At 72.4% G+C, this 26,510-nt stretch carries 19 protein-coding genes and 3 pseudogenes; 16 read left to right on the forward strand and 6 right to left on the reverse strand.

Annotation, left to right across the window (positions count from 1 at the left end; genetic code table 11):
- Positions 1-76: 76 nt before the first annotated feature.
- Positions 77-229: pseudogene (locus ACIQUT_RS38420) on the reverse strand (transposase); the annotation flags it as partial.
- Between the two features lie 1,258 nt (positions 230-1,487).
- Between ACIQUT_RS38420 and ACIQUT_RS38425 the strand changes: the two are divergent.
- Positions 1,488-2,264: an aspartate/glutamate racemase family protein gene (locus ACIQUT_RS38425; RefSeq protein ID WP_403570158.1), complete on the forward strand. Its 777-nt coding sequence runs from the start codon at positions 1,488-1,490 to the stop codon at positions 2,262-2,264.
- A 198-nt stretch (positions 2,265-2,462) separates the two neighbouring features.
- On the opposite strand, the gene ACIQUT_RS38430 is transcribed toward ACIQUT_RS38425, so the two are convergent.
- The gene (locus ACIQUT_RS38430; protein ID WP_403570160.1) at positions 2,463-3,047 is read right to left on the reverse strand and encodes a DinB family protein; all 585 of its coding nucleotides are present in this window, start codon (positions 3,045-3,047) and stop codon (positions 2,463-2,465) included.
- Between the two features lie 5 nt (positions 3,048-3,052).
- On the opposite strand from ACIQUT_RS38430, the gene ACIQUT_RS38435 reads away from it, so the two are divergent.
- From ACIQUT_RS38435 to ACIQUT_RS38445, 3 genes are all read left to right on the forward strand, one after another.
- Positions 3,053-3,181, forward strand: a complete 129-nt coding sequence (locus ACIQUT_RS38435; RefSeq protein ID WP_403570162.1) for a hypothetical protein — start codon at positions 3,053-3,055, stop codon at positions 3,179-3,181.
- 77 nt (positions 3,182-3,258) lie between these two features.
- A complete protein-coding gene (locus tag ACIQUT_RS38440; RefSeq protein WP_403570163.1) occupies positions 3,259-3,381 on the forward strand; it encodes a hypothetical protein in 123 nt (40 codons plus the stop codon).
- A gap of 207 nt (positions 3,382-3,588) precedes the next feature.
- Positions 3,589-4,203 carry a hypothetical protein gene (locus ACIQUT_RS38445; protein WP_403570165.1) on the forward strand — a complete coding sequence of 205 codons (615 nt, stop codon included), beginning with the start codon at positions 3,589-3,591 and terminating at the stop codon, positions 4,201-4,203.
- Positions 4,204-4,459: 256 nt separating this feature from the next.
- On the opposite strand, the gene ACIQUT_RS38450 is transcribed toward ACIQUT_RS38445, so the two are convergent.
- A complete protein-coding gene (locus ACIQUT_RS38450) occupies positions 4,460-4,666 on the reverse strand; it encodes a DUF6243 family protein (protein WP_403570166.1) in 207 nt (68 codons plus the stop codon).
- 611 nt (positions 4,667-5,277) lie between these two features.
- On the opposite strand from ACIQUT_RS38450, the gene ACIQUT_RS38455 reads away from it, so the two are divergent.
- The 4 genes and pseudogenes from ACIQUT_RS38455 to ACIQUT_RS38470 all read left to right on the forward strand — a co-directional run.
- Positions 5,278-7,056 (forward strand): DUF4173 domain-containing protein, encoded by a 1,779-nt coding sequence (locus ACIQUT_RS38455; RefSeq protein ID WP_403570168.1) that lies wholly within the window; start codon positions 5,278-5,280, stop codon positions 7,054-7,056.
- 247 nt (positions 7,057-7,303) lie between these two features.
- The gene (locus tag ACIQUT_RS38460; RefSeq protein ID WP_403570169.1) at positions 7,304-7,588 is read left to right on the forward strand and encodes a hypothetical protein; all 285 of its coding nucleotides are present in this window, start codon (positions 7,304-7,306) and stop codon (positions 7,586-7,588) included.
- A 702-nt stretch (positions 7,589-8,290) separates the two neighbouring features.
- Positions 8,291-9,394, forward strand: coding sequence for an FAD-dependent monooxygenase (locus ACIQUT_RS38465; protein ID WP_403570171.1), 1,104 nt, complete (start codon positions 8,291-8,293; stop codon positions 9,392-9,394).
- 931 nt (positions 9,395-10,325) lie between these two features.
- Positions 10,326-10,499 (forward strand): annotated as a pseudogene (locus tag ACIQUT_RS38470) (ISAzo13 family transposase); the annotation flags it as partial.
- Positions 10,500-11,222: 723 nt separating this feature from the next.
- Here ACIQUT_RS38470 and ACIQUT_RS38475 read toward each other — a convergent pair.
- Together ACIQUT_RS38475 and ACIQUT_RS38480 are read right to left on the reverse strand one after the other, a co-directional pair.
- Positions 11,223-11,885 (reverse strand): response regulator, encoded by a 663-nt coding sequence (locus ACIQUT_RS38475; RefSeq protein ID WP_403570173.1) that lies wholly within the window; start codon positions 11,883-11,885, stop codon positions 11,223-11,225.
- Positions 11,882-13,036: a sensor histidine kinase gene (locus ACIQUT_RS38480; protein WP_403570174.1), complete on the reverse strand. Its 1,155-nt coding sequence runs from the start codon at positions 13,034-13,036 to the stop codon at positions 11,882-11,884. Before ACIQUT_RS38480 ends, ACIQUT_RS38475 begins: the two co-directional genes overlap by 4 nt.
- A 258-nt stretch (positions 13,037-13,294) precedes the next feature.
- Between ACIQUT_RS38480 and ACIQUT_RS38485 the strand changes: the two genes are divergently transcribed.
- The 3 genes and pseudogenes from ACIQUT_RS38485 to ACIQUT_RS38495 all read left to right on the forward strand — a co-directional run bounded on the left by ACIQUT_RS38485 (position 13,295) and on the right by ACIQUT_RS38495 (position 15,715).
- A complete protein-coding gene (locus tag ACIQUT_RS38485; RefSeq protein WP_403570176.1) occupies positions 13,295-14,797 on the forward strand; it encodes an alpha/beta hydrolase family protein in 1,503 nt (500 codons plus the stop codon).
- A gap of 39 nt (positions 14,798-14,836) precedes the next feature.
- Positions 14,837-15,174: pseudogene (locus ACIQUT_RS38490) on the forward strand (transposase); the annotation flags it as partial.
- A 253-nt stretch (positions 15,175-15,427) separates the two neighbouring features.
- Complete coding sequence (locus tag ACIQUT_RS38495) at positions 15,428-15,715, forward strand: hypothetical protein (RefSeq protein WP_403570177.1); 288 nt, start codon at positions 15,428-15,430, stop codon at positions 15,713-15,715.
- A gap of 255 nt (positions 15,716-15,970) precedes the next feature.
- Here the strand turns inward: ACIQUT_RS38495 and ACIQUT_RS38500 are convergent, their stop codons facing one another.
- Positions 15,971-17,206: a hypothetical protein gene (locus tag ACIQUT_RS38500; protein ID WP_403570179.1), complete on the reverse strand. Its 1,236-nt coding sequence runs from the start codon at positions 17,204-17,206 to the stop codon at positions 15,971-15,973.
- A gap of 708 nt (positions 17,207-17,914) precedes the next feature.
- On the opposite strand from ACIQUT_RS38500, the gene ACIQUT_RS38505 reads away from it, so the two are divergent.
- Genes ACIQUT_RS38505 through ACIQUT_RS38525 form a run of 5 tightly spaced genes read left to right on the forward strand, consistent with a single transcriptional unit; the run spans position 17,915 to position 26,503 of the window.
- Positions 17,915-19,195, forward strand: a complete 1,281-nt coding sequence (locus ACIQUT_RS38505; RefSeq protein WP_403570181.1) for a CHAT domain-containing protein — start codon at positions 17,915-17,917, stop codon at positions 19,193-19,195.
- Between the two features lie 25 nt (positions 19,196-19,220).
- A complete protein-coding gene (locus ACIQUT_RS38510; RefSeq protein ID WP_403570182.1) occupies positions 19,221-19,811 on the forward strand; it encodes a hypothetical protein in 591 nt (196 codons plus the stop codon).
- The gene (locus ACIQUT_RS38515; RefSeq protein WP_403570184.1) at positions 19,805-21,793 is read left to right on the forward strand and encodes a hypothetical protein; all 1,989 of its coding nucleotides are present in this window, start codon (positions 19,805-19,807) and stop codon (positions 21,791-21,793) included. Before ACIQUT_RS38510 ends, ACIQUT_RS38515 begins: the two co-directional genes overlap by 7 nt.
- On the forward strand, positions 21,790-24,216 hold the full coding sequence (locus tag ACIQUT_RS38520; protein WP_403570185.1) for a tetratricopeptide repeat protein: 2,427 nt from the start codon (positions 21,790-21,792) through the stop codon (positions 24,214-24,216). Before ACIQUT_RS38515 ends, ACIQUT_RS38520 begins: the two co-directional genes overlap by 4 nt.
- The gene (locus tag ACIQUT_RS38525) at positions 24,203-26,503 is read left to right on the forward strand and encodes a hypothetical protein (RefSeq protein WP_403570187.1); all 2,301 of its coding nucleotides are present in this window, start codon (positions 24,203-24,205) and stop codon (positions 26,501-26,503) included. The genes ACIQUT_RS38520 and ACIQUT_RS38525 overlap by 14 nt, the downstream gene beginning before the upstream one ends.
- Positions 26,504-26,510: the final 7 nt, after the last annotated feature.

A 26,510-nucleotide genomic window follows, 5' to 3' on the forward strand; every position in this document is an offset into this window, starting at 1 on the left:
CTTCCGTCCTACGCGGAGCCCCGCCCCTCTACATCAACATTCCCGAACCACTTGACAGCAGCCCCTGACTGCAAACTTCCCGGTATTGGGTCTTGGCCTCGCCGGGGTAGAGGCTGGCGATCCGTTGCATCGCGAGTCCGGGCAGGTAGGCGACCTGGCAGCCGGTGTCGCGGGCGCCGGTCAGTGGGAGGGCGCCGATGGAGGCGGGCTGGTCCACGATCACCAGGACGGCGATGTGGTGCAGGGTCCTGTGTGCGGTCACCGTCGGGTTGGACAGCTCGGTAGGCACGAGGCGGGGAGCAGGCGAGCATCAGCTCGCCGCTGAGGGCGGGAGCCAGATCTTGCGAGTCGGGGACGGACGGTGTTGGCTCTCTTTTGATCATGCCCGGCGACGGTGCTGGGCATATTGACCAGGGGGGACCCACATGCGTACTCACCGAGTTCGCGGACTCGCGACTGCTGTTGCCGTGTCCGGTTTAGTTGCCGGCCTCATTCTCGCGACCGGCATGGCCCAGGCCTACTCCACGACGTCGGCTCCTGTGCCGAGCCCCACATGCACGCCGACTCCGACCCACACGCCGGTTCCGACGTTGAATCCGACGTACACGTCGGCTCCGACCCGCACGCCGGTTCCGTCGACTTATCCCACCGGCACGCCGGTACCGACTCACTCGCCGGTTCCGACGTTGTACCCGACGTACACGCCGGCTCCGACCTACACGCCGGTTCCGTCGACTTATCCCACCGGCACGCCGGCACCGACTCACTCGCCGGTTCCGACGTTGTACCCGACGTACACGCCGGCTCCGACCCACACGCCGGCTCCGACGACGCACCCCACATGCACACCGGTCCCGACCTACACGCCGGTTCCGACGACGAACCCGACGGTCCCCACCCGCACGCCGGTACCGACGACGCACCCCACAGGCGTACCGCCGACTTCTGCGCACCCGATAGTGAAGTAGAGCGGCGAAGAAGGCCCCGGGCGAATGCACGGGGGTCTCCCCCCGCAGCCACGGAGGGGCGGCCGGGCTCGCCGCACCGGGCCCGGCCGGTGTCGCCCCGTGCACGACGACATCCCGCCTGCGAGGCCCTCTCGCAGGGGCCGCCGGGACGTGACCGGGCGGGTGGCATCGGGCCCTTCGCGTACACGAAGGGCCCGGTCGTTCAGCGTGGGCGTCGTGGCAGCGGCGTGACGGCGCGTGCTTCGTGGAGGGCGGCACCTGGAGCAACTGGACCACGCTCGGCATCCGGACCACCTGATCCCAAGCGGCAAAGAACGCCCTGCGCCCCGGGCCCGATCGGTCCCGGGGCGCAGGGTCGCGCGGCGACGTGAAGCCCGCGTCGGCGGTGCGGATCGGCCGCGAGACCAACCCGCCCCATAGTGAACCTTATGGAATTCGAACTCTTCGCTTATTTCACTTATGGCAAGATGTTCGGTGGTGAGCGGAACGCCGCCCGGAGTCGATGTGAGGAGCGGGGCGATGAAGACGATCGGGCTGATCGGCGGCATGAGTTGGGAGTCGACGGCGCAGTACTACCGGCTGTTGAACGAGTTCACACGCAACCGGCTTGGAGGACTTCATTCAGCCCGATGCGTGATCTATTCATTGGACTTTGCGGAGATCGAGCAGTTGCAGGTCCAGGGGCGCTGGGCAGATGCCGGCGAAACCCTGGCCGCGGCCGCTCGGTCTTTGGAGGCGGCCGGCGCTGACCTGGTGCTCATCTGCACCAACACCATGCACAAGGTCGCCGACGCCGTCGATGCTGCGGTGGCCATCCCACTGCTGCACCTCGCCGACGCCACCGCACACGCCGTACGGGCATCGGGGCTGCGCCGGGTCGGACTGCTGGGCACGGCGTTCACCATGGAGCAGGACTTCTATCGAGACCGCCTGGAAGCGGCCGGGCTCGAGGTCCGCATCCCGGATGCCGGCGGGCGCGCACTCGTCCACCGAGTGATCTACGAGGAGCTCTGCCTCGGCGTCGTGCGGGAAGAATCGCGCACTGCTTACCAGAAGGTCATCGGGGACCTCGTTGCCGCTGGCGCGGAAGGCATCATCCTGGGCTGCACTGAAATCGAGCTCCTCATCGGCCCCGGTGACAGTCCGGTTTCGCTCTTCCCCACCGCACGGCTTCACGCGGAGGCAGCCGTGGACGCGGCGCTGCCGGGCCTCCGGAACGACAGCCCCGGGCCGGGACGCCCGCAGTCCGCCGACGAAAGCGTGGCTGCATCCCTGCAGTGTCGCCGAGCAGGCTGACGCCCGCTCGAGTCCGGCGAGGGTTCAGAAAACCTCCGAGCGAGCCCCGGTTCTCCAGTCGGTGCACCGAAATCGTCCCAGCCCAGCCCAGCCCAGCCCGGGCCAGGCCAGGCCAGGCCGACCCTCGGGCTCGGAGAACCGCCGCCGGCCCTCACCGCACTCCACGGTGGACGCCTCTCTCCTTGGGCGGAACCCTCTTTAAGCCTTGATTGGTGCGGCCGACCTGGCGGCCTGCTCGATCTTCGCGCAGTAGGCTGCACGGGCTTCCTCGTCGACCTGCTTCTCGAGTTCGGCGCGCAACCCGGTCCGGCCGTCGAGGCCCTCGCGCAGGATATCGGCGTGCCCGGCATGCCGGATGGACTCGCCGAGGACATGGACCATGACGGCGAACAGGTTCGTGTCGGCATAAGGCTCCGGCCACCACGGCACGTGGCCGGGGGCGTCGAGGGGAAGCTCGTTGATCGTCGCGTCCGAGTGTTCCCACGTGCGCCGGTAGAACCCGATGATCTGATCGCGGGTCTCGTCCTCGGTCGCCCACAGATCGCTGCCGTCGGAGTCCTGCCACCGGGGCAGCGGTTCCGGGGAAGGGCGGTCGAAGACCTCGCCGAAGTACCTGGCCTCGACGCTGGCCACGTGTTTGACCAGGCCGAGAAGGTTGGTCCCGGTCGCTGTCAAAGGTCGGCGGGCGTCGTATTCGGACAAGCCGTCGAGTTTCCAGAGCAGCGTCTTGCGGTCCCGCCGCAGTCTCCCGTGCAGGTTGTCTTTCGCGAATTCATCGATCATGCGGCATGAGCCTGCCATGGGCTGCTCGTGGTCTCAAGATCCCGTACGTGGTCCGCAACGACCGGCAGAGCCGAGGCCCGGCCATGGCTGCCGCCCTGACCCGCTACAAGAAGGTCGCGAAACGTGCCACGTGAGACAACCTCTTGGCCTGCGCCAGGGCCGGCTCATGGGCAGCATCGGTCCGTGCGATTCCGGCAAAGGAGCCGACGTCGTGACCACCGTGGCCATCCGTATCAACACCGGTGACAGCGCCTCGTCCGACTGTGTACGTTCGGCCGGGCGCAGACCTCAGGCGGCGGCCTGCAAGCTGATCACCGGTCTGGTCGGCTACTGACGCTCAGCCTTCAGCACCCGCCGCCCGCCCGTCACGTGAACCGCGCTCGAGCCGGTTGCGGACCCGGTCCTCCGGGACCAGGTGCCTGCTCGCGCCGACGCCGGCGGTGTCATCCTGTGGTCGCCCGCCGGGTCAACCTGGCGGCGGATGCTGAGCACCCACCCCGCACACGAAGATCGACAATGTCGGATCTCGCCGGGGGCACATATGACCACGCATGCCAGGGACACAGCAGTAGCGACGGCAGCCGAGACCTCAGTCGGCGCGCCGGCCGGCAGCAAGCCGGTCGAGCCCATTCCCCGCTGGGCGGTCCGGGTGGCTCATGCCATCCCGCTGTGTGTCCTGCCGTCCGGCTTATGGCGTGTCGCGCTGGTGCTGGGCCTGGCCGGCTACGACACGGACTACCCCTGGGCGGTGTGGGAACGCCCGTACGTGATCGGGCTATCCGTGGTCTCCGAAGGGCTCGCGTTGCTCGCCCTCGGGCTGGTGCGGCCGTGGGGCGAAGTAGTCCCGCGTTGGGTGCCGGGGCTGCGCGGTAGACGGGTCCCGATCCTGGCGGCGATCATTCCGGCCGCACTCGGGGCAGCGCTGATCATGATGTTCTGCGTGTACGCAGTGCTGAACGAGATCTTCGGTTTCGTGGAGCCGATGAACGAGAACGGCAACGGTTCCCCTACCAGCGGTCCGGCCGCCTGGGCGCTGTGGACGACGTACGCCCCGCTCCTCGCCTGGGGCCCGCTCCTGGCGATCCTCACCGTCGCGTACTACCGACGCCGCCGAGCGAACGACGCATCGGATGCAGCTCGGCCCGAAGCCGAATAGCCGGTCCGATCGCGCCTGCCAAGGCGCAGGCCGACCGCGAGCCGGCGAACACACGCGCGCCTGTCTTCGGCCGGGGCCGCCCGCTCGTGGAGTGTGCGGGTGTCCCAGCCGGTCAAGGGCGCCTCCGGCGTCGCTCTGCGATGGCCTTCGGCCACCCTGGACAGTCCGACCCGCCCACGGCGGCAGGGCCCGGACCGTGCCGTCCGTCGCGGTCCGGGCCCTGCCCCGTGCGGTGCCGCCTTGCGGCGGCGGTGCGTCAGCTCTGTGCGGTGTCGTCGCCCGCGCCCTCGGCTATGCGTGTTTTCTCACGCATCTTGCGCACCAGCTCTGCCTTCTTGTCGGCGGCACCCTGGCGGTCGAGGTTGCGGTGCGGACCGTTGTTCTGCCGTTCGGCGCGGGACAGTTTCTTGCGCTGGCCGCCGCCCTGGCCCACAGGGTTGTTGATGTTCTTGCTGTCGGTCACGGGTTCTCCCGGTGGTGATGCGAAGGGATCTACGGATTCATCGGTGGGGGACGGGTGCGGCGACGTCGAAGGATGTCAGCGGGGCCCGTCCGCTCTCACTCGTGAATCGGCGTCTGGAACATGGCAAGGACGTTACCCGGTTCCGTCGGCCTTGCGCGCCAGGGTTTCGCCGCCCCGGCGGCGGCTGCCTGTTTGGAGGAGGTACTGCGGTTTCAGGAGCGGTCCGACAGCGGCACCGTGAGCCGCTACCGGCAGCGCTACGGTCTGATCGGCGAGGGCAGACTCACGGCCTGGGTGGGAGGAGGGCACGCCGGTGAAATCTCGGAGGGGAAGTTCGAGAGGGTGTGGCTGGACGCCCGGCGTACGTTCGGTTCCACAGGCCCTGGGGCCGCGGTGTGATGGTGCCGTCGGGATGCCACTGCCCGTCCCTCACCTGGAGTTCGCGCCTGCGTCGTAGGGCGCAAGGAGGGCTGCGGGTCGTCACGCCGTGGGGTGGCGGCTCTTCGCCTGTTCACGGATTGTCACGGTTCTGCCACAAGGGTGAGTTGAATGTGTTCAAAACTTGGTGGCGCGTGCCTACGCTGTCCGCTCCGCAACAGGGGAGGGACCCGATGTCCGAGAACGCCGACCACGCCGAACAGGCGAGACCGGGCGGGCCCGCCGAGGCTCCGCTTCCGCCGGCCCAGCCTTCGCCGGCCCAGCCTTCGCCGGCCCAGCCTTCGCCGGCCCAGCCTTCGCCGGCCCAGCCTTCGCCGGCCCAGCCTTCGCCGGCCCAGCTTCCGCCGGCTCCGCCGACCGCCCCGGGCCGGCCCGGGCACGACCCGGCCGCCTGGCACGCCTGGCAGATCCAGCAGTACCAGCTGCGCCGGCAACAGGCCCAGGAGGCGGCCGCCGCGAGGGCGGCCGACTCGATGTGGCAGCGGATCCGGCCCGCCGAGGCCGCTCCGATCCACACCGTCACCCTGGCGGCCGTGCCCGCCGCCGGCCTCGCCACCGCCGCCGCCCTCGGGGACGGCATGGGCCCCGGGCTGCTGCTCGCGGCAGTGCCCGCCATGGTGGCCGCGTACGTCGCGGCCCGCGCGGCCGGGCGCAAGGCCCACCCCTGGACCCTGGTCTGGATCGTCGGCTGCCTGGCGCTGCTCGCGGTGCCGGCGCTGCGGGACTCCGCTTGGCCGTCCACACTGGCGATCCTCGCCGCCGTACTGCTGGCCGCGCTGGCCCTGCACGGAACCCGCCGGTGGCCCGGCGTACTGCTGGGCCCGCTCGGCTTCCTCGACAGTGCCGTCACCGGCGTCGGCTGGGCCTGGGCGGGTGTACGGGCGCGCGGGGGCGGGGCGGGCCGGGAGCGGTGGCTGCAGGTAGCCAAGGCCGGTGTGGTGGCGGTCCTGCTGCTCCTCGTCTTCGGCGCGCTGTTCGCCTCCGCCGACGCGGCCTTCGCGGACCTGCTCGGCCGTCTGGTCCCCGACGTCTCCGTGGGGGACGGCCCGCTGCGGTTCCTGCTCTTCCTGGTCGGCGCGGTCCTGGCGCTGGCCGTCGCCCGCACGGCCGCGGCGCCGCACCGGTGGGACCGGGTGAAGACCAAGCCGGGCAAGGCGCGTTCCCGGGTGGAGTGGATGCTGCCGCTGATCGTGCTGAACCTGCTCTTCGCCGGGTTCAACGCGGTGCAGCTGGCGGTGCTGTTCGGCGGTCACGACAAGGTGCTGCAGAGCACGGGCCTCACGTACGCCGAGTACGCGCGCCAGGGGTTCTGGCAGCTGCTCTGGGCCACGGTGTTCGTCCTGGCTGTCATCGCGCTCGCGCTGCGCTGGGCGCCGCGCGGCGGGACCGGCGACCGGCGCCTGGTGCGGTCGGTCCTGGGGACGCTGTGCCTGCTGACGCTGGTGGTGGTCGCGTCGGCGGTACGCCGGATGGACCTGTACGTGGACGCGTACGGGCTGACCAGGCTGCGGCTGTCCGTCGTCACCATGGAGCTGTGGCTCGGCCTGGTCATCGTGCTGCTGATGGCGGCCGGGGTGGCGGGCGGCCGCTGGCTGGCCCGTGCGGTGGTCGGCAGCGCGGCGGCGACGGTACTGGCCTTCGGGCTGGCCTCGCCGGACGGGATCATCGCCGACAACAACGTGACGCGCTACCAGCAGGACGACAAGATCGACCTGGCGTACCTGCGCGGCCTCTCGGCGGACGCGGCCCCCTACCTGGACCGGCTGCCCGAACCCCGGCGCTCCTGCGCCCTGATGGGCATCGAGGCAGACCTGCGCAGCGCCGGCGCGGCGCCCTGGTACGCGACGAGCCTCGGCGAGCACCGGGCCCGGCAGATCCTGAGGGAGCGTCCGGTGACGGCAACGGTGCCCGAGTGCAGCCGGCTCGGGGCCTACGCGCCCCGCGAGGAGTAGGGCTCGATCGCCGCGCGGAGGCAGCAGCCCGTCCTGCGCGCCCAGCCCCACGCGTCAGGCCGTACCACTGGCAGAAACCGCCCGGCCCGCTTCCTGAGAGCTGCCTCGGTCAGCCGTCGCACGGCACACCGCCCTTGCCCTGACGGCCGCGACGCTCGCGGGAGGTGCGGTCCCGGCCGCCGCCGAGACCGCCCTCAGTACGGTCGAGCTGGAGGCCGGTGCCAACCTCCACCACAACATCGCGAGGGTGGACTGCGAGCGCATCGACGGCGCGGTGAACTCCGTCAAGGTCACCTACGCGCTGATCACCTCCGGCGAGCGTGACTGCGCCTGGGTTCAGTGGAACGACCCGAAGGCCGGCGGGGACGGCTGGACCTCCCTCACCCCCGAGCCCTCGTGTCACGGCATCGGCATGGGGGAGCCGCGCGAAGTCGTCATCAAGGCCCCGGCGGGCCACCCGCTCAAGGTGCGCCTGGCCGCCTACCACTCCGACAGCGCCGACGTGATGCACAAGGACATCGCGAAGCTCTAGCCGCGCGGCCGGACGGGACAGTCGGCCCAGACAGTCTTGCCTGGGCCGACACGGTCCCGTACGCCACAGCGGATTGCGAACTCCCGTACGGGCTACGGGCCGCGCGGGAGGGCCGGTTGTCCGGCTGGTCCACCGAGGCGGTCGCTGATGCGCCGGCTGCCTCGCGGCCGGGGAGTCCGCGGCGTCGGTGCGTCGCTGACCGCTCCGGGTAACGCTACGGGGCCGTTGGCGGTGCTGGGGGAGGTGTACCGGCGCCAGTGTGGATCCCGCGCCCGCGCCCGCTGGTGGGGCCCCGTGACCTGGGATCAGCGGCCCGTTGGGCCGGGGCGCGACCGTGCGGGGGATACCGTGCCGTGGTGTCCTGCTTCATGCTCCAGGCCGCATCAGCATGCGGACCGGCTACACACGGGACCGTCTACCCGGCCTGCTGCGGGCCTTCGAGGGTCCGTTCCCCTACCCCGGCAGCCTCGGCTGCTGGGGTGACCGGTGATTTCGTTCGAGGGGCGGGGACGAGAGCAGCACCTACCAGCCGCACTGATGCCGGTCTACCACGCGGTTCCTAAGCCGCCTCCGGCGGTCTGCACGGCGTCGGTGCCTGCGTGCCGAGCGGCCGATGTCGGCTCTGGACAACCCCATGGAGCCGTTGTTACTTTCGGGTAACAGCGACTCCGGGCAAGCAGAGATGCCGATGGGGGGCGGAACATGTCGTCCGTACCGCAGGGACGCAGTGCCGGGATCGTGGGCGGCGGGATCGGCGGCCTTGCTTCCGCGATCGCGCTGCGCAAGGCCGGATGGCTGGTGACCGTTTACGAGCGGGCACCGGAATTCACCGAAGTGGGCGCGGGAATCTCCCTGTTCCCCAACGCGATCACTGCGTTGGACGCGCTCGGCGTGGGTGCCGCCGTTCAAGCCGCAGGCGTCGGGGAGGGTCCCGGTGAGATCCGCAACGCCGCCGGGCGGGTCCTGTTCACACGTTGGGCGAAACCGCTCCCCGGTGGATTCACGGTGCTGCACCGTGCGGACCTCATCTCCCTTCTCGTACAAGCACTGCCGAGCGACTGCCTGCGGCCGGGCAGCTCGGTCGACGAGGTTACCCTCGACGGCACCCTGCGCGTCGACGGTGAGACGGTGCACCACGATCTGGTCGTAGGCGCCGACGGAGTGCACAGCGCGATCCGGCAGCGCCTGTGGCCGGGCGACACCGACGTGCGTCGCACCGGGATCACCGCCTGGCGTGGTGTGCTCGACACCCCCGTGCCCGAGTTCGCCGGTGGTATCTGCGGGGTGCATGCGGAATTCGGCGTGCTGCCGATGCCCGGTGGGCGCACCTACTTCTTCGCTGCCGCCCACCCCGGCTTCGACAGCCTCGACCATTTCGCCGAGTGGGCGTCGCCGGTGCCCGAGGTCCTGGCCGCGGCCAATCCGGCACGGATCCTGCGCGACGAGTTCCTCGAAGTGCCGGTGCCGAGAACGCTCGCTCTCGGGAAGGTCGCATTGGTGGGCGACTCGGCGCACGCGATGCGCCCGGAGCTCGGCCAGGGTGCCGCCATGGCTCTCGAGGACGCGGTGACGCTCGCGGCCCACGCACCCGACCTGCGAGCCTATTCGAAGGCGCGACGGCGACGGGTGCAGGCGGTGTCATGGATGTCGCGCCAGATGACCCACAACAACATGCCCAACTCCCGGTGGCGCGCGACCGTACGCGACGTCGGTACCAGCGCGGTGCCGGAGGCTGTCGCTCTCGCCCCCCTGTCCTGGCTGTTCCGCTGGCATGCGCCGGTCTCTGCTGCGCCCGAGAAGCTCTAGCACGGCTGCGCAACGGCTGATCGTGCCAGGTGCCGGCCGACGCGCGATGGAGCGGGACGAAGAGGCGGTGGCCGGGTGGGCCGGCCCCTTCGTACACGCCCTCCGCTCCGGTTCGGTCGTTTCAGGGTGAGGGAGTGCTCACCGCGTTCCCATGCCGGACGGGCTCGTCACGAATGCTCGTGGGCGTTCAGGACTGGTCCCAGGCATCGATGATCAGCAGTTCGTCGGGCGGACACGCCGCGATCAGGTCGGGATTCAGGTACGGGTCCGTGAAGGGCCACCGTCCCATCCCGAGCAGCTCCTCGTCGGCGAGGAGAGGCAGCACGTCACCGGCCCGGGCGGTGTAACGCAAGGGGTAGCCAGAAAAGAGGATCTGCTGCGCTTTCCCGTGCTGCTCGAGGTCGTGCAGCCACATCAGCATGGTCGTCGTCGTCCAGGAGGCGAGGGTGCGATCCCTGCCGGGGTGGTGACTGCTGTCTTTGAGGTCCTCTGCCTGCTCCCGAGTCGGAATGACGATGGATACGTTGAAGCCGAGCATGTAACCCCTCTGGTCGCGTGGTGGCCGTTTCAGCGTATGGGCCGTAGGTTTGTACCCGCGTACAGGAGCGGTGCGCCAGATGCCCGCCTCGGAGCGGGTGACCGTCTCCCTCCACCACCGGGGAGTGCCCCCGCCCGGAAGGAGACGATGCGTCGGCAACCGCAGCGGGGCCGCCTGCACGACCGCGTGACGGGGCAGGGCCCGGTTCGCAGCCCACAGCAGCGCGGCGTCGTGAACCTCGCTCCCCGCTCTTGCACCGGGAAGGGACGCCGTCCCGCGCTGCCGAGCGGGTTCCCCGACGTGGGCGGAAGGCTCGCCCTGGTAGATAGCCGGATCGCCCTCGCTCAACTCCTCCCCGTGGGCCGCCCGGATCTGCGCTCCCGGGCGACCTGCCGCCCGCCCCGGCTCGGCTTCCCTGATCAGGTCCTGGCCACCGTGCTCCACCTGCACCTTGCCCCGGCGGCCGAACCCCTCGCCGTGCTCTTCGGCAGCAGCCGCACGGCCATGCACCGCACCCTGCTGAGGTTCAGGAAAATGCTCGAAGCACACGGCATCGTCATCGGTCCAGGTCGCCAGGTCGCCAGGTCGCCAGGTCGCCAGGCCGGCCGCGGCCGGCGAAACCCGGCGCCGCGAAGGCCCCGCCGGCACGCCGCGTACGCCTGGCCCGACCTGGAGACCGTTGACCGCCCCGCCTCCGCCCCGGACACCTGGCGGGAACTCGCCCGCCTGATGGCCGCGTCCCTCCCCGACCTTGCCGATCCGGACGCGGCCCGGATCGTCGCCGACCTGACCCCGGCCGCCCGCGGCCGTATCCGGGCCCACCTCACCGCCCACCCCGACGCCCTGGTCAGCGGAGCACCCGCCGCACCCCGTTCCGACCAGGCCCTCATCACCACCCTGACCGACCGCGGGATCACCGGAGTACGGGCCCCGGCCTGCCTGCGCTGCGGGCGCGTCCGGCCGCTGCGCCCCGCACCTGCTCGGCCTGCGGCAAACCGGCCGAACCGGACCCTGCTCGAACTGCCGCCCCCTGCCGACGACCGCATGCGCGCTCTGCCACACCATCGCCCACGTGACCGCACGATGGCCGCTCGGCCCGGTCTGCACCCCCTGCTACCGGACCGCCCGCAGCGACCTGAGCCCAGCCGGGCACTGATGCCGATGGAGGGGATCAGTCAGCGCGGAGAGCCTGAGCCACCAGTGACCGCACCCGTTCGAGCAGTAACGACGGGGCTCTCGTGGGTACGGCGTCTTGGTCGACTTCCGTCCTACGCGGAGCCCCGGCCGGCGTCAGGCCGGGGGGACCAGGCGGTTCTCGTGGGCGAAGACCACGGCCTGGATCCGGTCGCGGAGTCCCAGCTTGAGCAGGATCCGCCCCAGATGGGACTTCACGGTCGCCTCCGCGAGGGACAGGGCGGCCGCGATCTCGGCGTTGGACAGGCCGCGACCGACCTCGACGAGCACCTCGCGCTCCCGGGCGCTGAGCCGGTCCAGCCGCTCGTCGCGGACGGCGGTGCCCCCGTCGGCCAGGTGCGGACGGAAGTCCTCCAGCAGACGCCGGGTGATCCGCGGGGAGAGCACCGCGTCGCCCGCCGCGACGTTGCGGATCGCGGTGAGCAGCTCCTCGGGCCGGGTGTTCTTCAGCAGGAAGCCCGAGGCCCCGGCGCCGAGCGCGGCGAAGGCGTACGCGTCCAGGTCGAAGGTGGTCAGGATCAGCACCCTGCTCCCCGGGGAGACCTCGACGACCTGCCGGGTCGCCTCGATCCCGTCCGTCCCGGGCATCCGGACGTCCATCAGTACGACGTCGGGCCGCAGCTTCCGGGAGAGGCGGACGGCCTGGGCGCCGTCCGCGGCCTCGCCGACCGGCGCCATGTCGGGCTGGGCGTCCAGGACCGTGCCGAAGGCCATCCGGAGCAGCGCCTCGTCGTCGGCGATCACGATGCGGATCGTCATACGGCGCCCGTCCCGCCGTTGCCCAGCAGGAGCCGGGTCCGCACACCCCAGCCGCCGCTCGGAAGCGGTCCGGCCCGCAGCGTCCCCCCGTAGGCGGCCGCGCGCTCGCGCATGCCGGGGATGCCGTGGCCGGACGGTGCGGCGGCGGGAAGCGCCGGCCGGGGGCCGCTGTCGGTGACCTCCACGCCGACGCTCCCGGCCGAGCACTCGACCAGGACCGTCGCGCGGGTGCCGGCGTGCGTGTGCTTGAGGGTGTTGGTCAATGCTTCCTGCACCAGGCGGTAGACGGTGAGTTGTGCGGTGGCCGGCACATGGGCGTGGCCGCCGCGGACCTCCAGGCCGGTCGGCAGCCCGGCGGCGGCCATCTGGTCGGCGAGCGCCCCCAGCTGGGCGATGCCGGGCAGCGGGTGGCGCTCGGCGTCCGGCTCGTCGGCCCGCAGGACGCCCAACGAGCGCCGCATGTCGGTGAGGGCCTGCCGGCCCGTCTCGGAGATCTGCAGCATCGCGGCGGTGGCCCGGTCCGGGGACCTGTGCTGCGCGTAGACGGCGGCGTCGGTGAGCGCGACCATGACGGACAGGTTGTGGGTGACGATGTCGTGCATCTCGCAAATGATCCGGGCCCGCTCCTCGGCGACGGCCAGCAGCGCCTGCTGCTCCTGGTGCAGCGCCAGCCGTTCGGCCCGCTCCTGCACGGCGGCGAGGTAGGCCCGGCCGGTCCGCACGTTCACCCCGAGGACGGCGGCGGCGACCACCGTCGCGGAGAGCGCGACGAACGGGGTCAGGAACGCGCCGTTCTGTGCCCAGCGCAGGCAGGCCAGCACGGCCCCGCCCTCCACGACGGCGGCGGCGAGCAGCGTGCCGCGCCGGCCCGTGTGCGCGGCCGCCGTGTACAGGGCCACCAGCAGGGCGATGTCCGCGGGCAGTTGGACGTCCGCCAGCCACTGGACGAAGGCCGCGGCCACCACGGCGGCGAACACCGCGAGCGGGGCCCGGCGCCGCCACACCAGGGGCAGCGCCAAGGCGGCGGTGAGTGCCGCCGCCACCGGCAGCTCCCGGGCCGGGTACGTGGTCACGGCGTGGAGCAGGAGCAGCGCCGGCAGCACCGAGTCCCACACCAGGGGCGGTATCCGGTCCCGGTGGCGCACCGTCACACCTCTCCGCCGATCGGTCGTCGTGGCGGCCCGGCCGGGGCCGCCACCGCGTACAGCCGCAGCCTAGGCCGCGGGTTCGCGTCGCACATGAGCCCGGCGTCGGAGCGCACCAGGCAGGGGTACGACCACAGGATGAGCTCTACCCCCTCCCGCGGTCGCAGTCGGCTGCCGGTCCGGGGGCGCCCGGTTGCGACTCCGGTCGCATCGCGGCCCGCCCCGGTTGCCATCCCGGTCGCAGTCGGCGGCGACCCGGGGCCGATGCGGCGGCGCGGGCCCGGCGCCGAGCATGGCCGGGTGACCGAAACCATCCCGGGGCTGTTCCTGTCCCTTCCGGAAGTCCTCGTCCTGCTGGGCGCCGTCGCGCTGCCGGTGGCGCGCTGGCTCCCCCCGGCCGCCCGCCGGCCCGGCACCGTCGCGGCGGGGGCGGTCCTCGTACCGTCGGCGATCGTGCTGGGCATCGTGGGGATCCGCTGGCAGATGCTGCCGGTCCTGGCCGGCGCCGCCGTCGCCTCGGCGTTCGCCCTCCCGCCCCTGCTGCGGCGCCGTACCGGCCGACCGGCGCGGCGGGCCCGCTGGTGGCTGGCCCTGCCGGGATCGCTGGCCTGCGCCGGCCTGATCGCCACCGGCCCGGTGGCCGCCTGGGCCTTCCCCGTGCCCGTCTTCCCCGAGCCGACGGGCGACTTCGCGGTCGGCACCCGGGTGGTGCAGTGGACCGACCCGCTCCGCCCCGAGAGCTTCACCGCCGATCCGGACGACCGGCGCACGGTCGTGGTCCAGCTCTGGTACCCGGCGCAGAAGAGCCCCGCAGGCGTCCCTCGGGCCCAGTACCTGGGACGCACGGAGGGCGAGGCGCGGACCGTCTCCGAGGCCCTCGCCGGCGGGGTCGGCCTGCCCGGTTTCCTGGTCGACGGCGTCCCGAGGGCCCGCAGCCGCGCGGTCGTCGACGCCCCGGTGGCCGGCGGGGGAGAGCGGTTCCCGGTCGTCCTCTTCTCCCCGGGGTCGGGCGGGGTGCGGTCCCAGAACACCGCCTGGGCGGAGGAGCTGGCCAGCCACGGCTACCTGGTCGCCGCCCTCGACCACCCGTACGACTCCACCGTCGTCGTCCTCGCCGACGGCCGCACGATCCGCGCCACCACCGCCTCCTCCGGGGACCGCGACAGGGACGAGGAGCTGGCCGCCGGCTGGACCGCCGTCCGGGCCGCCGACCTCGGCTTCGTCCTCACCCAGCTGGAGCGACTGGACCGCGGTGAGACCGCCGACCCGCTGACCGGACGCCTGGACACCGGCCGCGCCGGGGTGGCCGGCCACTCCCTGGGCGGAGCCGCCGCCCTGCAGGCGGCCCGGCAGGACCGCCGGTTCGACGCCGTCGTCGACCTGGACGGCTACCCCCACGGCCCCACCGCGCCCGCCCTCGAGCAGCCGGCGCTCGCGCTCACCCAGGAGATCACCGCCGGCACCGACCCGCGTTACCTGCCCCGGCTCACCGAGGCCCTCGGGCACAGCACCGCGACGAGCTACCGGCTCACCGTCCCCGGCGCCGGGCACCTCACCTTCATGGACGGCCCGCTCTACCTGCCGCCGGTGCCCTCGATCGTCGGCACCCTGGGCCGCACCGAGAGCCCGCGCGTCGTCGCCGCGGCCACCCTCACCTTTCTGGACGCCACCCTGCGGGGCCGCCCCGGCGACCCGGCCGACACGCTCCGGGCCTACGGCACGGTCTCGTCATCAGGGGCTCGGGGAACTGCGACGCCAACCCCGTGATCGGCCTTACGCGCACGTTCGGCCATCCACGGGGTCGGCCTGGCAGTTCCCCGAGCTCCGGAGCCGTACGGCACGTTCCTGCCGGTGAGCAACGGTCGGTGCGGGCGGTGGCGTGATCACCGGCAGGTGATCGACGGGATTCTGCACCTGGTCCGGACCGGGGTGTACCGGCGCGATCTGCCTGTGCGGTTCGGGTCGTGGAAGACGGGCTGTGAGCGCCATCGGTTGTGGTCGGCCGACGGCACCCGGGAACGTCTGCTCCAGCAGGTCCAGGCCGCGGCCGACGCGGCCGGCGACATCGACCGGGACATCTCGGTGGACTCCACATCGTGCTGCGCGCCCACCGGCACGCGGCCGGCGCCCGCACCGACCCGCCGCCGGCCCTTGCCGGCTCAAAGGGGGACGAGACGCTGGGACACCAGGACAAAAGTCCGCGGCAGAGCCTCGTCGGCCGGAGCTGCTGCGTGCGGTGGGCGAGCTGGCGCCCTCGGCGCGGCCGTGGCCGGAGGCGGTGAACACGCTGGTCCACGAGCCGCTCGCCGTGACGGGCGGGCTGGTCAGCGGGACCACGGTCCCCAGGGCGGCATCAACGACGTCTGGCGTGCCTACCAGGGGCGTGAGGCCGAGGCCGTGGCCATCGACGAGTACGCAGAGCACTGCACGGCCACCCTCACCATCCTGGCCACGCGATCGCGCCACGTCGAATGCGTCTCCGATACCCCGGTCGGGCCCGTCGCAGATTCGGAGACCGTCGCCGCGATGAACCATGACCTCGATCGCTGCAACCAGGCCGCCGCCCGGTGTGCGCCCACCGCCGGTGTCCCCTTCATTGACGTCTGGACCCCGTTCACCGAGACCGCCCACGTCCTCGCCCACCACCAGCACGCGGAAGCGTCTGAGAATCGGGCGCACGGGTGATCCGGTGGTGCATGCGACGGCGAGCTGCTACGCCTTCGCGCGGTTCGGCGATGAGTGGCGGCTGTGCGTGATCGAGCATCAGCGCCTCGGGGGTGAACTTATCCCGGGAGTTCATGGGGCAAGTGTGTTGTCTGGCAACGAGGTGTCGGCTGCTCCACTGGTCCCCAAGGCCGGGCTCGGAATGGGGACGCGGGCCCCGCACGAAACCGGGAGGTCGGGGGTTCACGTGCGGGGCCGCTCACGGGGTGTGGGCCGTCAGACTCCGATCAGGGTGTACGTACCCGTACCGTCCTGCCTGCCGCTGGAGTACTGGCGTATGAACTCCCCGTCCGCGTACCGGTCGTGGCCCATCATGGAGCCGGTGTACTTGTTCTGCACACCGATCTTCGAGCTGCCGGGTACGTCGCGGTAGATGTAGAACCGCTGGAGGTCGTCCTCCGCGCAGGGGGCCGTCTGCACGACCGCCTGTTCGGTGGCCGCGTTCTGCGCGGCGATGGTCGCGCACCCGCCGTTGCCCCAGTTCCACAGGGATGCCTCAAGGACCCCGTTGTTCTCGGTCACGTTGCACAGGCGCCAGTTGTCCAGGTGGGCGCTGAAGATCGTCGAGGGCCGCAGGCGGACACCGTCGGCCGCCAAGAGCGGCGCGCCCCAGGACAGGGGCTTGCCAGGTACGGCGATCTTGTAGGCGCCGGGCTCGCAGTTGAGAGCAGCCCGCGCGCTACGCCCGGTGGCCTTGCGCTGTTCGGCGGACGTGCCGCTGGTGAGAGCCGGGCGCTGCACGAGGCGGTCCCGCTTCTCCTTCGCCGTCGGCGCCACCGCACCCGCCGGGTGCTCGGCCTTCGCGGCGGCCGATCCGCAGTCGAGGAGTTCTTGCGCCTTGGTCATGATGCTGCCCGCGGGCACCATGTCCTGGCAGCGCACCGCGCCTTCCTCAAGGGTGGTGTAGGTGGTGAAGCTGCCGCTGCCGGGCCCTTCGATCCACTTCAACACCCAACTGCCGCCGTCCTGTTGGACGCGGTTGCAGTTGAGGCTTCCGTACGTACCGGTGACCTTCTTGGTGCCCTTGTAGACGCCGTAGTAGCCGGGCTGGCTGAAGTTCCACGTGACCGAATTCGACGCGCTGCTGGTGGAGGAGTAGTTGACCTGTACGTTCAGGCCCAGGCTCGCGCCGACGGTGCCGAGGGTCTCGACGGCGAAACTGCCCTGGTCGTTGCCGTTGAGGCCGACGGAGACCGAGATGGTGGTCTGGGTGCTGGTGCTGATGGTCTGGGAACCGGTCGTGCCCTCGGTGACGTACCAGCCCTTGAAGTGGGTGATCGTCGGGGACACTTCGGTGGTCTTGATGTACGGGTGGCGTGTGCCGAGGTCGGCCGCCGTACAGGTGCCGCCGGGCCGGAGCGCCGTCGTGTTGGTGGGCGTTGCAGCAGCCGGTGAGGCGGCAAGGCCCATGGCGGTGACCGCCCCGGCGGCCGCCGTAGCGGTCACCGCCATGAGTGATCTGCCGATGCGGCTGACGGGTCCTATGGGGCGCATCGTTGCCTGTTTCCCCCTGGTCGTGTGTGTCCGGTCGGGGGTGAATGTAGCGGCCACGCGGGTGGTGACGTGAGGCCGGAACTGGCCACGAATGCTCACGGAGGGGCTTGTCCCACCCCTGGCGCAGACCGTTGCCGGGCCGGTTCGATCCCCGGTCAACCCGTACGCCACCGAACACGGGAGACCACCCTGCGAAACGCGCCAGGCACCTGCTCGCGGCAGTAGCCGCACTCGCCCTGACCGCAGCCCTCCTCGCTCCGGGCGCCTCACCGGCCGCCGCCGCACCGTCGGCGGCCAGCCGGGCGGCTCCCAAGGCCACGGCACGTGCACGGCCACCCCCCGGCCCGACCCTGGGCACCCGCATCGCCTCAATCGCCTCCATCACCGCGGCGAACTGGATGCAGGCATTGGTGTCCCCGCCGATCCTGGCGCCGGCCGCGGGTCCGCGGCCAGGAGCTCGCCTGTACGGCCGCTCATTCATGCGGAACGCCCTCTCAACGGGATGCTTCTGACATAAAATCAGTGCGCTGCGTAATCGCGTGATGGGCTCAGTCCGCGCGCGCGTCGCGACGGACCCGGGCGGGGGACATGACGAAGGCTGCGGCGGCGTGGGCCGCGAGTCGGAGAGGGCCGTCGCTCCACGGGCACGGTCCCACCGGGCAGGCAGTGCTCACCGAGTACTTCGCCATCGGCGACCGCCTGGTGGCGTTCGTCATGCGGCCGGAGTCCGACGTTCCGGAAGTCGCCGAGCTACCGCTCGGCGTCCCGCAGGTGGCGTCGCTCTTGCGCGACTCGGTCGTCGCAGCCGGGCCCGACGGCAGACCCCTCGGCTCAGCCGAGGAATGGGCGAGGACCGCCGGCGCTCTCATCGAGCCCGCCCTGCGCCTCAGCCAACCGGGGGAGACGCTCTGGTTCGTCGGCCACGACGTCCTTCACCTGCTGCCGCTCCATGCAGCCCCCCTGCCCGGCGGCGAATGGCTGCTGGACCGCAATCCGGTGTGCTACGCCCCCAGTGCCACGGTGATGCGGCACTGCCGCAACAAGGTTCGCGGCCGCGGCCGCGGGGCCCTCGTCGTAGGAGATCCCGGAGGGGACCTGGGCGACGCCAGGGAAGAGGCCAGGACCGTCGGCGGAGTCCTGGGCGCCATCCCGCTGGTCGGCGCCGAGGCAGGCCGGGAGAACGTGCTCGCCCGCCTGCAGCAGGAGGATCCCGCATTCCTGCACTTCGCCTGCCACGGCTACTTCGACGCGGCCGATCCGATGTCCTCGGGGATCGAACTCACCGCCGGAGACGGCAGTGCCCGGCTGACGGTCAGGGACCTGCTGACCGTGCGGCTGCACCCGGATCTCGTCACGCTCAGCGCCTGCCGCACCGGACTGCACCGGCTCGCCCCGGGTGACGAACTGCTCGGACTGTCCCGGGCACTGCTCTACGCGGGGGCCCGTGCCGCCGTACTGACCCTGTGGAACGTCGCCGACCTCTCCACCAGGCTGCTCATGGGGCAGTTCTACGCCGCTCTGCGAGCGGCCGCCGACGCTCCGGAGGACCCTGCCGGTCCGCCGCGGTCCCCGGCCGAAGCGCTCCGCGGGGCCCAGCTGTACACCAAGTCACTGACCGTGCAGGCGGCCATCGACGGGATCGACGAGGAGCTGGCACGGACCGGCTGCGACGATCCGGAGCGGCAGCTGACCGCTCTGATCGCACGGGCCCGGATGCAGGTCGCCGCGAGGGATCCGGCGGAAGCCGCCACCGGCTACCAGGCGGCCCTCGACCTCCTCCCGGCCCTGCCCCGCCCGGCGGATCCCTCGATGGCCGCCCGGCTCTCCGAGCGGGCCGCCCTGCTGCGCTTCAAGGCCCGTGTTCCTGCCGCACCGGACTACGGCCGGCGCCCCTTCGCCGACCCCTATCACTGGGCGCCGTTCGTGCTGCACGGCGACTGGTCCTGAATCCTGCTCCCGTTCGAGGTTCCCGATGATCCGACTGGCAGACAGAATCCGTTCGCTGGCCGTGCTCGACCCGGCCAGCGACCGTGACACGGCCCTGGCCGTACTGGACGCGGCCGCAGCGCACCACGCCGTCCTCGACCACGGCGGGCGCCCTGGCGGATGCCCCGGCAGGCGCTACTCCGGCCCGCTCGACCGGACCCGCCTGGCCGACCTGCCGCCTGCGGCCCCCGTCGGCCTCCTCGCGGACCACGCGCGTGCGTCGCCCCGCCTCCACATCGACGGGCTGTCGGAACTCGACGGCCTCACCGTCCCCGAAGCGGAAGCCCTGGCCCTGCTGGCGGCCGTCGGCACGGAGGGCCTGGTGCTCTTCCAGGACGGCCGTCCAGTGGGCTTCGTTCCGTGGGACGACCTCGCGGACGTGCTCCCGCTGCCGACCGATGAGCCGGAACGGTCCGGTGGCGGCCTCGGCGGGACCCCGATGTCACCGGCCCGCTGCTATGTGTGCCGGCACTGCGATCCACCGGTACGCCGGCTGCCCCGGTCGGGACGCGACCTCCCGGTGTGCCCGGTGGACCTCAGGCACGGCCCCATGGAGCGTGAGGCCCCACGATGCTGACGACGGTACTGGCCCGGGGAACCACGGTGTTCGACCGCAGGACCCTCCTCTCCGCCTTCCTGCCGGCGGTCGTCTTCTGGGGCCTGACCGCGGTCGTGGTGCTCAATGCCGCGGTGGGACGGCGGGCTGCGCTCCACGGCTGGCAGGCGGTCGGCGGCTTCGCCCAAGGGCTCGCTCTTGCGGCGTTCCTCGTCTGGTCCGGCCTGTGGGCCTTCCTGACCGCCGCGATGAGTACCAGGACCATCCGCTTCCTCGAAGGCTACGGCCCGCGGCGGCCCGTGACGGCGGCGGTGCGCGACAGGCTCCGGAAGCGGCATGCGGACGAAGTGGAAGCGCTGGAAACCGCTGACGCCCGCCTGGAGATGCGGCATGTCGCCCTGCTCGAAGCCGGTCGCCTGCTGGTGCTGCCGAGCCCTGCTGAAGCCGGCGGCGGCCCGCCGGGAGCCCCCGAGGAGCTGGACCGGCTGCTGGACCGGGCGGAGCGGGCCGTGACCGGCCTCCGGGACGAAGACCTCCGGGCCGAAAACCTCCGGGACGAAGACGTCCGGGACCTCCCCGCCCGGCTGCGTGCATGGTGGTGCTGGTCGGCCGCCCAGCCGGCCGCCCCGGGCGCAGGCGGAGCACACTCGGAACGCCGGCGTCGCCTGGACTCCGTCATCCGGGTCTTCGCCGAGCGCGTGGCCAGGGCAGAGCGGTCGGTCGAAGCCGAGCGCGCCGAACTTCTGGCCCTGCTCGCAGTCTACCCGGCCGACCGGTCGCTGATCATGCCCACCCGTCTCGGCAACGCCGTACGCGCCGCCGAGGGGTACGGGGCCGAACGGTACGGCATGGACACCGTGCTGGTGTGGCCCAGGCTGTACCCGCTCCTGCCGGAGGCCGCCGTGAAGGCGGAGACGGACGCGCGCACCGCCTTGGACCTGCTGCTGAACGTGTGCCTGTCCGCGTGGCTGTTCGGGCTGCCGCTCTCGGTGGTCGCCGCGTTCGGCAGCGGCGTCCGCCCCTTGCTGTGGTGGGTGCCGCTCCTGCTGCTGCTCGCCGCGGCGGCCGTGCGGTCGGCCCCGGCCGCCCTGCTCTCCGTCGCAGCGTTCGCGGCACGGGTCCCGGGAGCGCCGGAGGGCTGGTCCGACGGCCGGGCCGACGCCGGGCTCCAGTTGGCGCTGACGTGCCTCGCGGCGGTGGCACTGCTTTCCACGGCCGCCTATCGCGCGGCGGTGGAAAGCGCCGTCGCCTGGGGCGAGCAGCTGAAGTCGGCGGTGGACCTCTACCGGTGGAGGCTGCTGGACGAGCTGAGCGTCCGCCGCCCGACCGGCCCCGAGCAGGAACGCCTCATCTGGGGCGAGGTGACCGGTGTCCTGCACCGCGGCTATCCGCCGGACGCGGCTCTGGTCGGCTACGGGGGAACCGAGCAGGCGTCCGCAGCCGGTCACCCGCAGCCCCGCCTGTTTCCGGTGCCCGTCCGGCCGCTGCCCGCCTTCCACCCGGTCGGGTCCGCCGACGTCGAACCGCGGTGGGTCTGGTGGAACCTGCCGGACGAGAGGTGCGCGGCCGCAGTCGAGGACATCGTGGGGCGGATTCCGCTGCAGGCCCTGGAGCCCGGCCGCCCGGTCCCGGCACGACTGCTCCTCGGCCCGGAAGGGCCGGGAGCGTCGCGCGCCCTGACCGAGGTGGGAATCGCCATCACCGGCCCGGACGCGCTCGGCGGCGCCTTGCAGCCGGGCGACCGGGTCGACCTCTCGCTCTTCTCCGCCGACCACGTCATCGCCGCGGCGTTCACCGGTCTCGTCGTGCTCCGCTACGTACCCGCACCCGCCGCCTCCCCGCCGGAGCCCACGGGCCCGGACACCCTCGTGGTGGCGGTCGAACCCGACATTGCCGCAGCCCTGACGAGAGCCACCCGCCACACGACCCCTGTGGCCACCAGGGCGCTCCCCCTCACCGGACGCGCCGTCACCACACCGAGCACCGGGGGCGCAACAACGTGACCGAGCCACGCCCGTTCGAACAATGGCTGAAGGACCTCCTCGCCGATCCGCGCTCCGACGACCGGGCGCTGCGGCGCCGGCTGCGGCGGCCGCCACCCATCGGCGTGTCCGAGATGCTGTTCCTGAGAGAGACCGGACTCCAGCTCATCAACGACGTGTCGGTCGAGGCGACGTGGCCGCTCCAACGGCTGCGCAGGCTCGTCATGGCGCTCGCCGAGACGCGTGACCCGTTGACCCGGACGGGACTGCTCGTCATCGGGCAGGAGATCGAGCGGGCGGGCGCAGGTCGCGGCGAGACGCCCGCACAGGCCCTCAACCACCGCGGTTGCGTGTTGGCCGAGCACGAACAGTTCCGGCCGGCCGTCGACCACTTCTCCGCCGCGCTCCAAGCCGACCCCGGCTTCGTGCCGGCACGCGTCAACCGGGCGCTCTGCGCACTGGAACTCGGCAGGGTGGACGACGCCCGGTCGGACGCCGCCGAGGCGCTGGGATGCGACCCCGTCTACCCGCCCGCCCGGTTCGCCGACAGGCTGGTGCGTCTCCTGCTCTCCCTGGCGGCTGGCAGTCCGCTGCCCGTCGGCCTGCTGGCTGCCGAGCACGGCGTGGTCGGCCTGCTCCGCACCTACGACCGCCCCCGACACCTGCTCGACGAGGTCCGCAGCGACTCTCCGTGGGACCTGGAGGCCATCACACCGCCTCCGAAGCCGCCGGCCTCCGCCGGCGCTGCGGAGCACAACCACTACGGCGTCGTCAACGGTCGCCTCGGCCGGTACGCCGAGGCGGTCCACGCCTTCGAATCGGCGCTGGCAAGGGATCCGAAGCATTCGCGGGCCAGGTTCAACCTGGCCAAGGCCCACCAGATGGCCGGTGATCACGAGCAGGCCCTGGCGGTACTGGTCGGCAAGAACCTGCCCCGCGGCGAGGCCTGCACCCTCCGCGCCCGGTCACTCAGGGCCCTGTGGCGCATCGACGAGGCCCGGGCCCAGGACGCCGAGGCGGACGGCCTGACGCGTCGGCGGCGCCGCACGCCGGGCCGACCCGGCCGCCCCGACCTCCCGGAGCTTCTTCGGGCCGTGGCCCGTCCGCCCGCTGCCCCCCGACCTGTGGACCTGGAACCGTGGAGCCCCGAACGCACCGAGTCGACCCTCGCCCAGCTGACCCGGCTGTCGGCCCGGGGCCGACACGACGATGCGATCGGACTCCTGGCCCGCATGGCGCTGCGCCCCGCGCCGACGGCACGGCTCGAAGCCGGGCTGCACGAGCAGCATGCGGTCGCCCTCGCCGGCCTCGGCCGGCCGGCCAAGGCCCGCGAACAGTACTCCGCCGCGCTCGCACTGCTGCCCGAGGGCTCCGCCGACGACATCCGCATGCGGTGCTTCGAAGGCCGGGCGTCCTGCACCCCGGACGGCACCGGGAAGTCCCGCACCGACGACCTGCACGCGGCGCTGACGGCCGCCCTGCGAGCGGCGGACCGGACGGCGGAAGCACGGCTGAGGACCCGGCTGGGACGCACCGCACAAGCGGGCGGACGCCCGCACACCGCAGCGGCGTGGTACCGGTCCGTCCTGGCGCCCGCGCGTGAGGCCGAAGACTGGCAGGTGGAGATCGACGCCCTGCGCCGGTGCGTCGAACTGGCCGGCCGGCTGGGCCGGGCCGATGAGGCGCGCACGTACGGCGAACAGCTGGACCGTGCCCGGCGCAGGGCCCGCGACCTCGCGCTCTGCAGTGACGATGACCCGGGCGCCGTGGCCCGGGCGTCCCGGCGGATCCTGCTCGCCCGCGCGCCCGCCCGGTCCGCCGCCGTCGGAAGCAGCAGCCGGGACCTCGAAACGCTCCTGGCCCACGCGGACCACCTCCGCGGCGTGGTGGGGCGCCCTGCCGACGCCCTGGCCTGCTACTACCCGGCGCTGGCCGTCTGCCTGCAACGCGAAGACCCCGAGGTGACGATGAAATGCCTGACCGGGATGGGCGTGGCCTACGAGAGCCTGGCGGGCGCGACCGCAGGCCGGGCGATCCGCGATGCGTTCAGGAAAGGCGCCCGGGGCGACGACGCCTGGAGCCTCATGGGAACCGTCTCCGATGCCGCCGGAGCACTGACCGGGGGTGAGGCCGGAGAACTGACGGAATGCGCCCGGGCCGCGTTCCGGTGGGCCCTGACACTGGCCGGTATCCGCGGTGACCAGGTGGCGCAGGCCACCGTCCTCAGCACCCTGGCCATGACCGAAGCGCGCATGGGGAACCTCGACACGGCTGCCCGCTACGAGCGGTGGGCGCTGGACGTACACCTGCGCGCCGGGGCGGACGACAACGCCCGCATCGGCCTGGAACACCTTGCGGGCATCGCGGAACGGCTCGGTGACGAAGAGGGCGCCGCCCGCCTGCGCCGCCGACGGGAGGGGCTGTACGAGAGTGTCGAACGCTGACCCGGGCCGCACGCCGCGGCCGTTCCACGAGGACTGGCTGACGGACGTCATCGGCGAGACCTGCGACGCGCAGGACGCCGCCGCCGAACTGCGGGCACTCCTTCGAGACGCTCCCGACGGTTCTGCCGAGGCCCTCACCGGGCAACTGGCCGAGCAGGCCCGGTACGCCCGCGGCTCCACCGACCGGGCCGGCGCGGCCACGCTGCTCGCACTGCTGGACACCGCCGCCGACACGGCCGGGACCCGCGCCGCACGCTTCACGGCAGAACTGGAGCACGGCCGGTACCTGCTGCACGCCGGACTGCCGGGCGACTCGCTGCCCAGGCTGGCCGCCGCACAGGAACTGGCGGACACCCCCGAGGAACGGTGCCGGGCCGTCTTCCACAGCGCAACGGCCTGGATGGAGCTGGGAAACGCCGCAGAGGCGGAATCCGGGTTCCGCAAGGCCCTGGGGCTGGCGATCGAGGCCGACGAGATCGAAGGACTGGTCCCGGCCGCCAACCGGCTCGCGGCGCTGGCGTTCTGGCGGAACGCACCCCGCGAAGCCGACGGGATCATCGACTCCGCCCGGTTGAGCGCCGAGCGCGCGAACCGACCCGACCTGGTGCTCCACCTGGTGATGACCTCGGGTGTCCGGTTCGCGAACAGCGGGGAGCTCGACAGGGCCGAGGCGGAGTACCTGCGCCTCGCCGAACTGGCATCGGCCCCCGGTCCCCGGGACTACGCCGACGAACGCCGCCAAGCCCTCGCGGCATCCCTCTCGGGCAGGATCGCCCTGCGGCTGCGGCGCCTGAAACCGGCAGAGGCCGCGCAGCTGGCTCCGCAACTGCGCGCCCTGCTCGACGGGCTCAACGTGGGCGAGCAGGTCAGGGACCTGGTCCAGCTCAGTGCGGTGGGCATGCTCCTGGGCAACCTGGACGACGCGCTGAAGGACGCCGTCCGCGCCGTCGAGCTGTCCGGGGGAGACCGGCTCCGCCCGGAGCAGGCCGAGGCGTTGGGCCAGCTCTCGTGTGTCTACATGCTGAAGGGAGCGATCGAGCCGGCACACCGCACCTGCCTCGCCGCACTGCGCCTCGTCGAGGACAGCCGCATGACCGTGGGCGATGCACAGGCACGGCTGGCCTTCGTGGAGGACCGCTCCGCGCTGTACCAGCAGGCGGTGCAGCTCTGCCTGATCCTGGCGAAGACCCTCCGCGACCCGGCGTACCGTGCCGAAGCCCTCACCTGGGTCGAACGCATCAAGTCCCGCACCCTCGGCGAGCTCCTGGGCCTCGGCAATCTGGCCGCCCCCGCAGGCATCCCGGCGCACGCGCTGGAATCCGAGCGGGAACTGGTGGGGCGGATCCGCCGGCACGAGTCGGCCGGCGGCCTGTCCCGTGACGAGTACCACCAGGAGTGGCGGCGGCTGGAGACGCTGTGGAAGACGATGGAGGACGAAGCACCCGAGTACGTGGCGCTGCGCCGGGGGACCACCGCGACCCCCGACCAGATCCGGGACCTGCTCGGCGGATCGGGCACCGACGGCACCGAAGGCACGGGAGCCGCCGCGCAGAAGCGCCGCGCAGCGGATCCCCAGCCCCGACCCCCGCGGTACGAAGCCTCACGTGAGGTCGACCTCGAACGGCCGGAGGGCGGGCACGAGCGGCTGCTGATCCTCCCCGGGACGCAGACGGAGAGCCGCCGTCGGCTGCTCGGCCGGATCACGCGGCCCGGCCCGGTGGGGGACCGGCTGGCCGACCTGGTGCGCAACCTCGCGGCGGTGGACGGCGCGTGGTGGCCGCTGTACGGGGACGCCGTGGACGACGGACGCGTGCCCGACGCGGAACAGCTGGGGGAGCGGCTGCGACGCTGCGTCGACCGGTGGGGTTCGGACGACCAGCGCCGCGCGGCGGAGCACTGGTGGAGCGAACGGCTGGTGGCCGGCCTGTGCCGCACGCTCACCCCCAGGCCGCCGGACGACGCCTCCTGGGCCCCCGTGAGGTCGGCCCTCCGCAAGGACCGTACTGCCGCCGCGCTCTGCCGCGACCTCCACGACCGCGGGCTGCTGCCCGGGGAACCCGCCACCGACGAACGGCTCACCCGGGAGGAGGAACTGCTGGGCGCACCCTTCTTCGACCGCCTCGCCCACCGGGTCCGCGACGCCTCCCGCTGCGGCCCCGCCGGAACCGCAGCGGCACGCTTCGAGCTTGGACTGCGCGCAGCCGTACTGCTCGTGCCGGCAGGAGCCCGCCTGCTCGCCGCAGGCACTGCGTTCATCGACGAGCTCCCGGAATACCGCTACGTGTGACGCCGCC

Source organism: Streptomyces sp. NPDC090445, from assembly GCF_044769385.1.
Classification (GTDB): Bacteria; Actinomycetota; Actinomycetes; order Streptomycetales; family Streptomycetaceae; genus Streptomyces.

Excerpts from the sequence above, each read along its gene's own strand:
- ACIQUT_RS38425 (WP_403570158.1), top strand. The coding sequence starts at position 1,488 with ATGAAGACGATCGGGCTGATCGGCGGCATGAGTTGGGAGTCGACGGCG.
- ACIQUT_RS38430 (WP_403570160.1), bottom strand. The coding sequence starts at position 3,047 with ATGATCGATGAATTCGCGAAAGACAACCTGCACGGGAGACTGCGGCGG.
- ACIQUT_RS38435 (WP_403570162.1), top strand. The coding sequence starts at position 3,053 with ATGAGCCTGCCATGGGCTGCTCGTGGTCTCAAGATCCCGTACGTGGTC.
- ACIQUT_RS38445 (WP_403570165.1), top strand. The coding sequence starts at position 3,589 with ATGACCACGCATGCCAGGGACACAGCAGTAGCGACGGCAGCCGAGACC.
- ACIQUT_RS38455 (WP_403570168.1), top strand. The coding sequence starts at position 5,278 with ATGTCCGAGAACGCCGACCACGCCGAACAGGCGAGACCGGGCGGGCCC.
- ACIQUT_RS38465 (WP_403570171.1), top strand. The coding sequence starts at position 8,291 with ATGTCGTCCGTACCGCAGGGACGCAGTGCCGGGATCGTGGGCGGCGGG.
- ACIQUT_RS38475 (WP_403570173.1), bottom strand. The coding sequence starts at position 11,885 with ATGACGATCCGCATCGTGATCGCCGACGACGAGGCGCTGCTCCGGATG.
- ACIQUT_RS38485 (WP_403570176.1), top strand. The coding sequence starts at position 13,295 with ATGCGGCGGCGCGGGCCCGGCGCCGAGCATGGCCGGGTGACCGAAACC.
- ACIQUT_RS38500 (WP_403570179.1), bottom strand. The coding sequence starts at position 17,206 with ATGGCGGTGACCGCTACGGCGGCCGCCGGGGCGGTCACCGCCATGGGC.
- ACIQUT_RS38510 (WP_403570182.1), top strand. The coding sequence starts at position 19,221 with ATGATCCGACTGGCAGACAGAATCCGTTCGCTGGCCGTGCTCGACCCG.
- ACIQUT_RS38515 (WP_403570184.1), top strand. The coding sequence starts at position 19,805 with ATGCTGACGACGGTACTGGCCCGGGGAACCACGGTGTTCGACCGCAGG.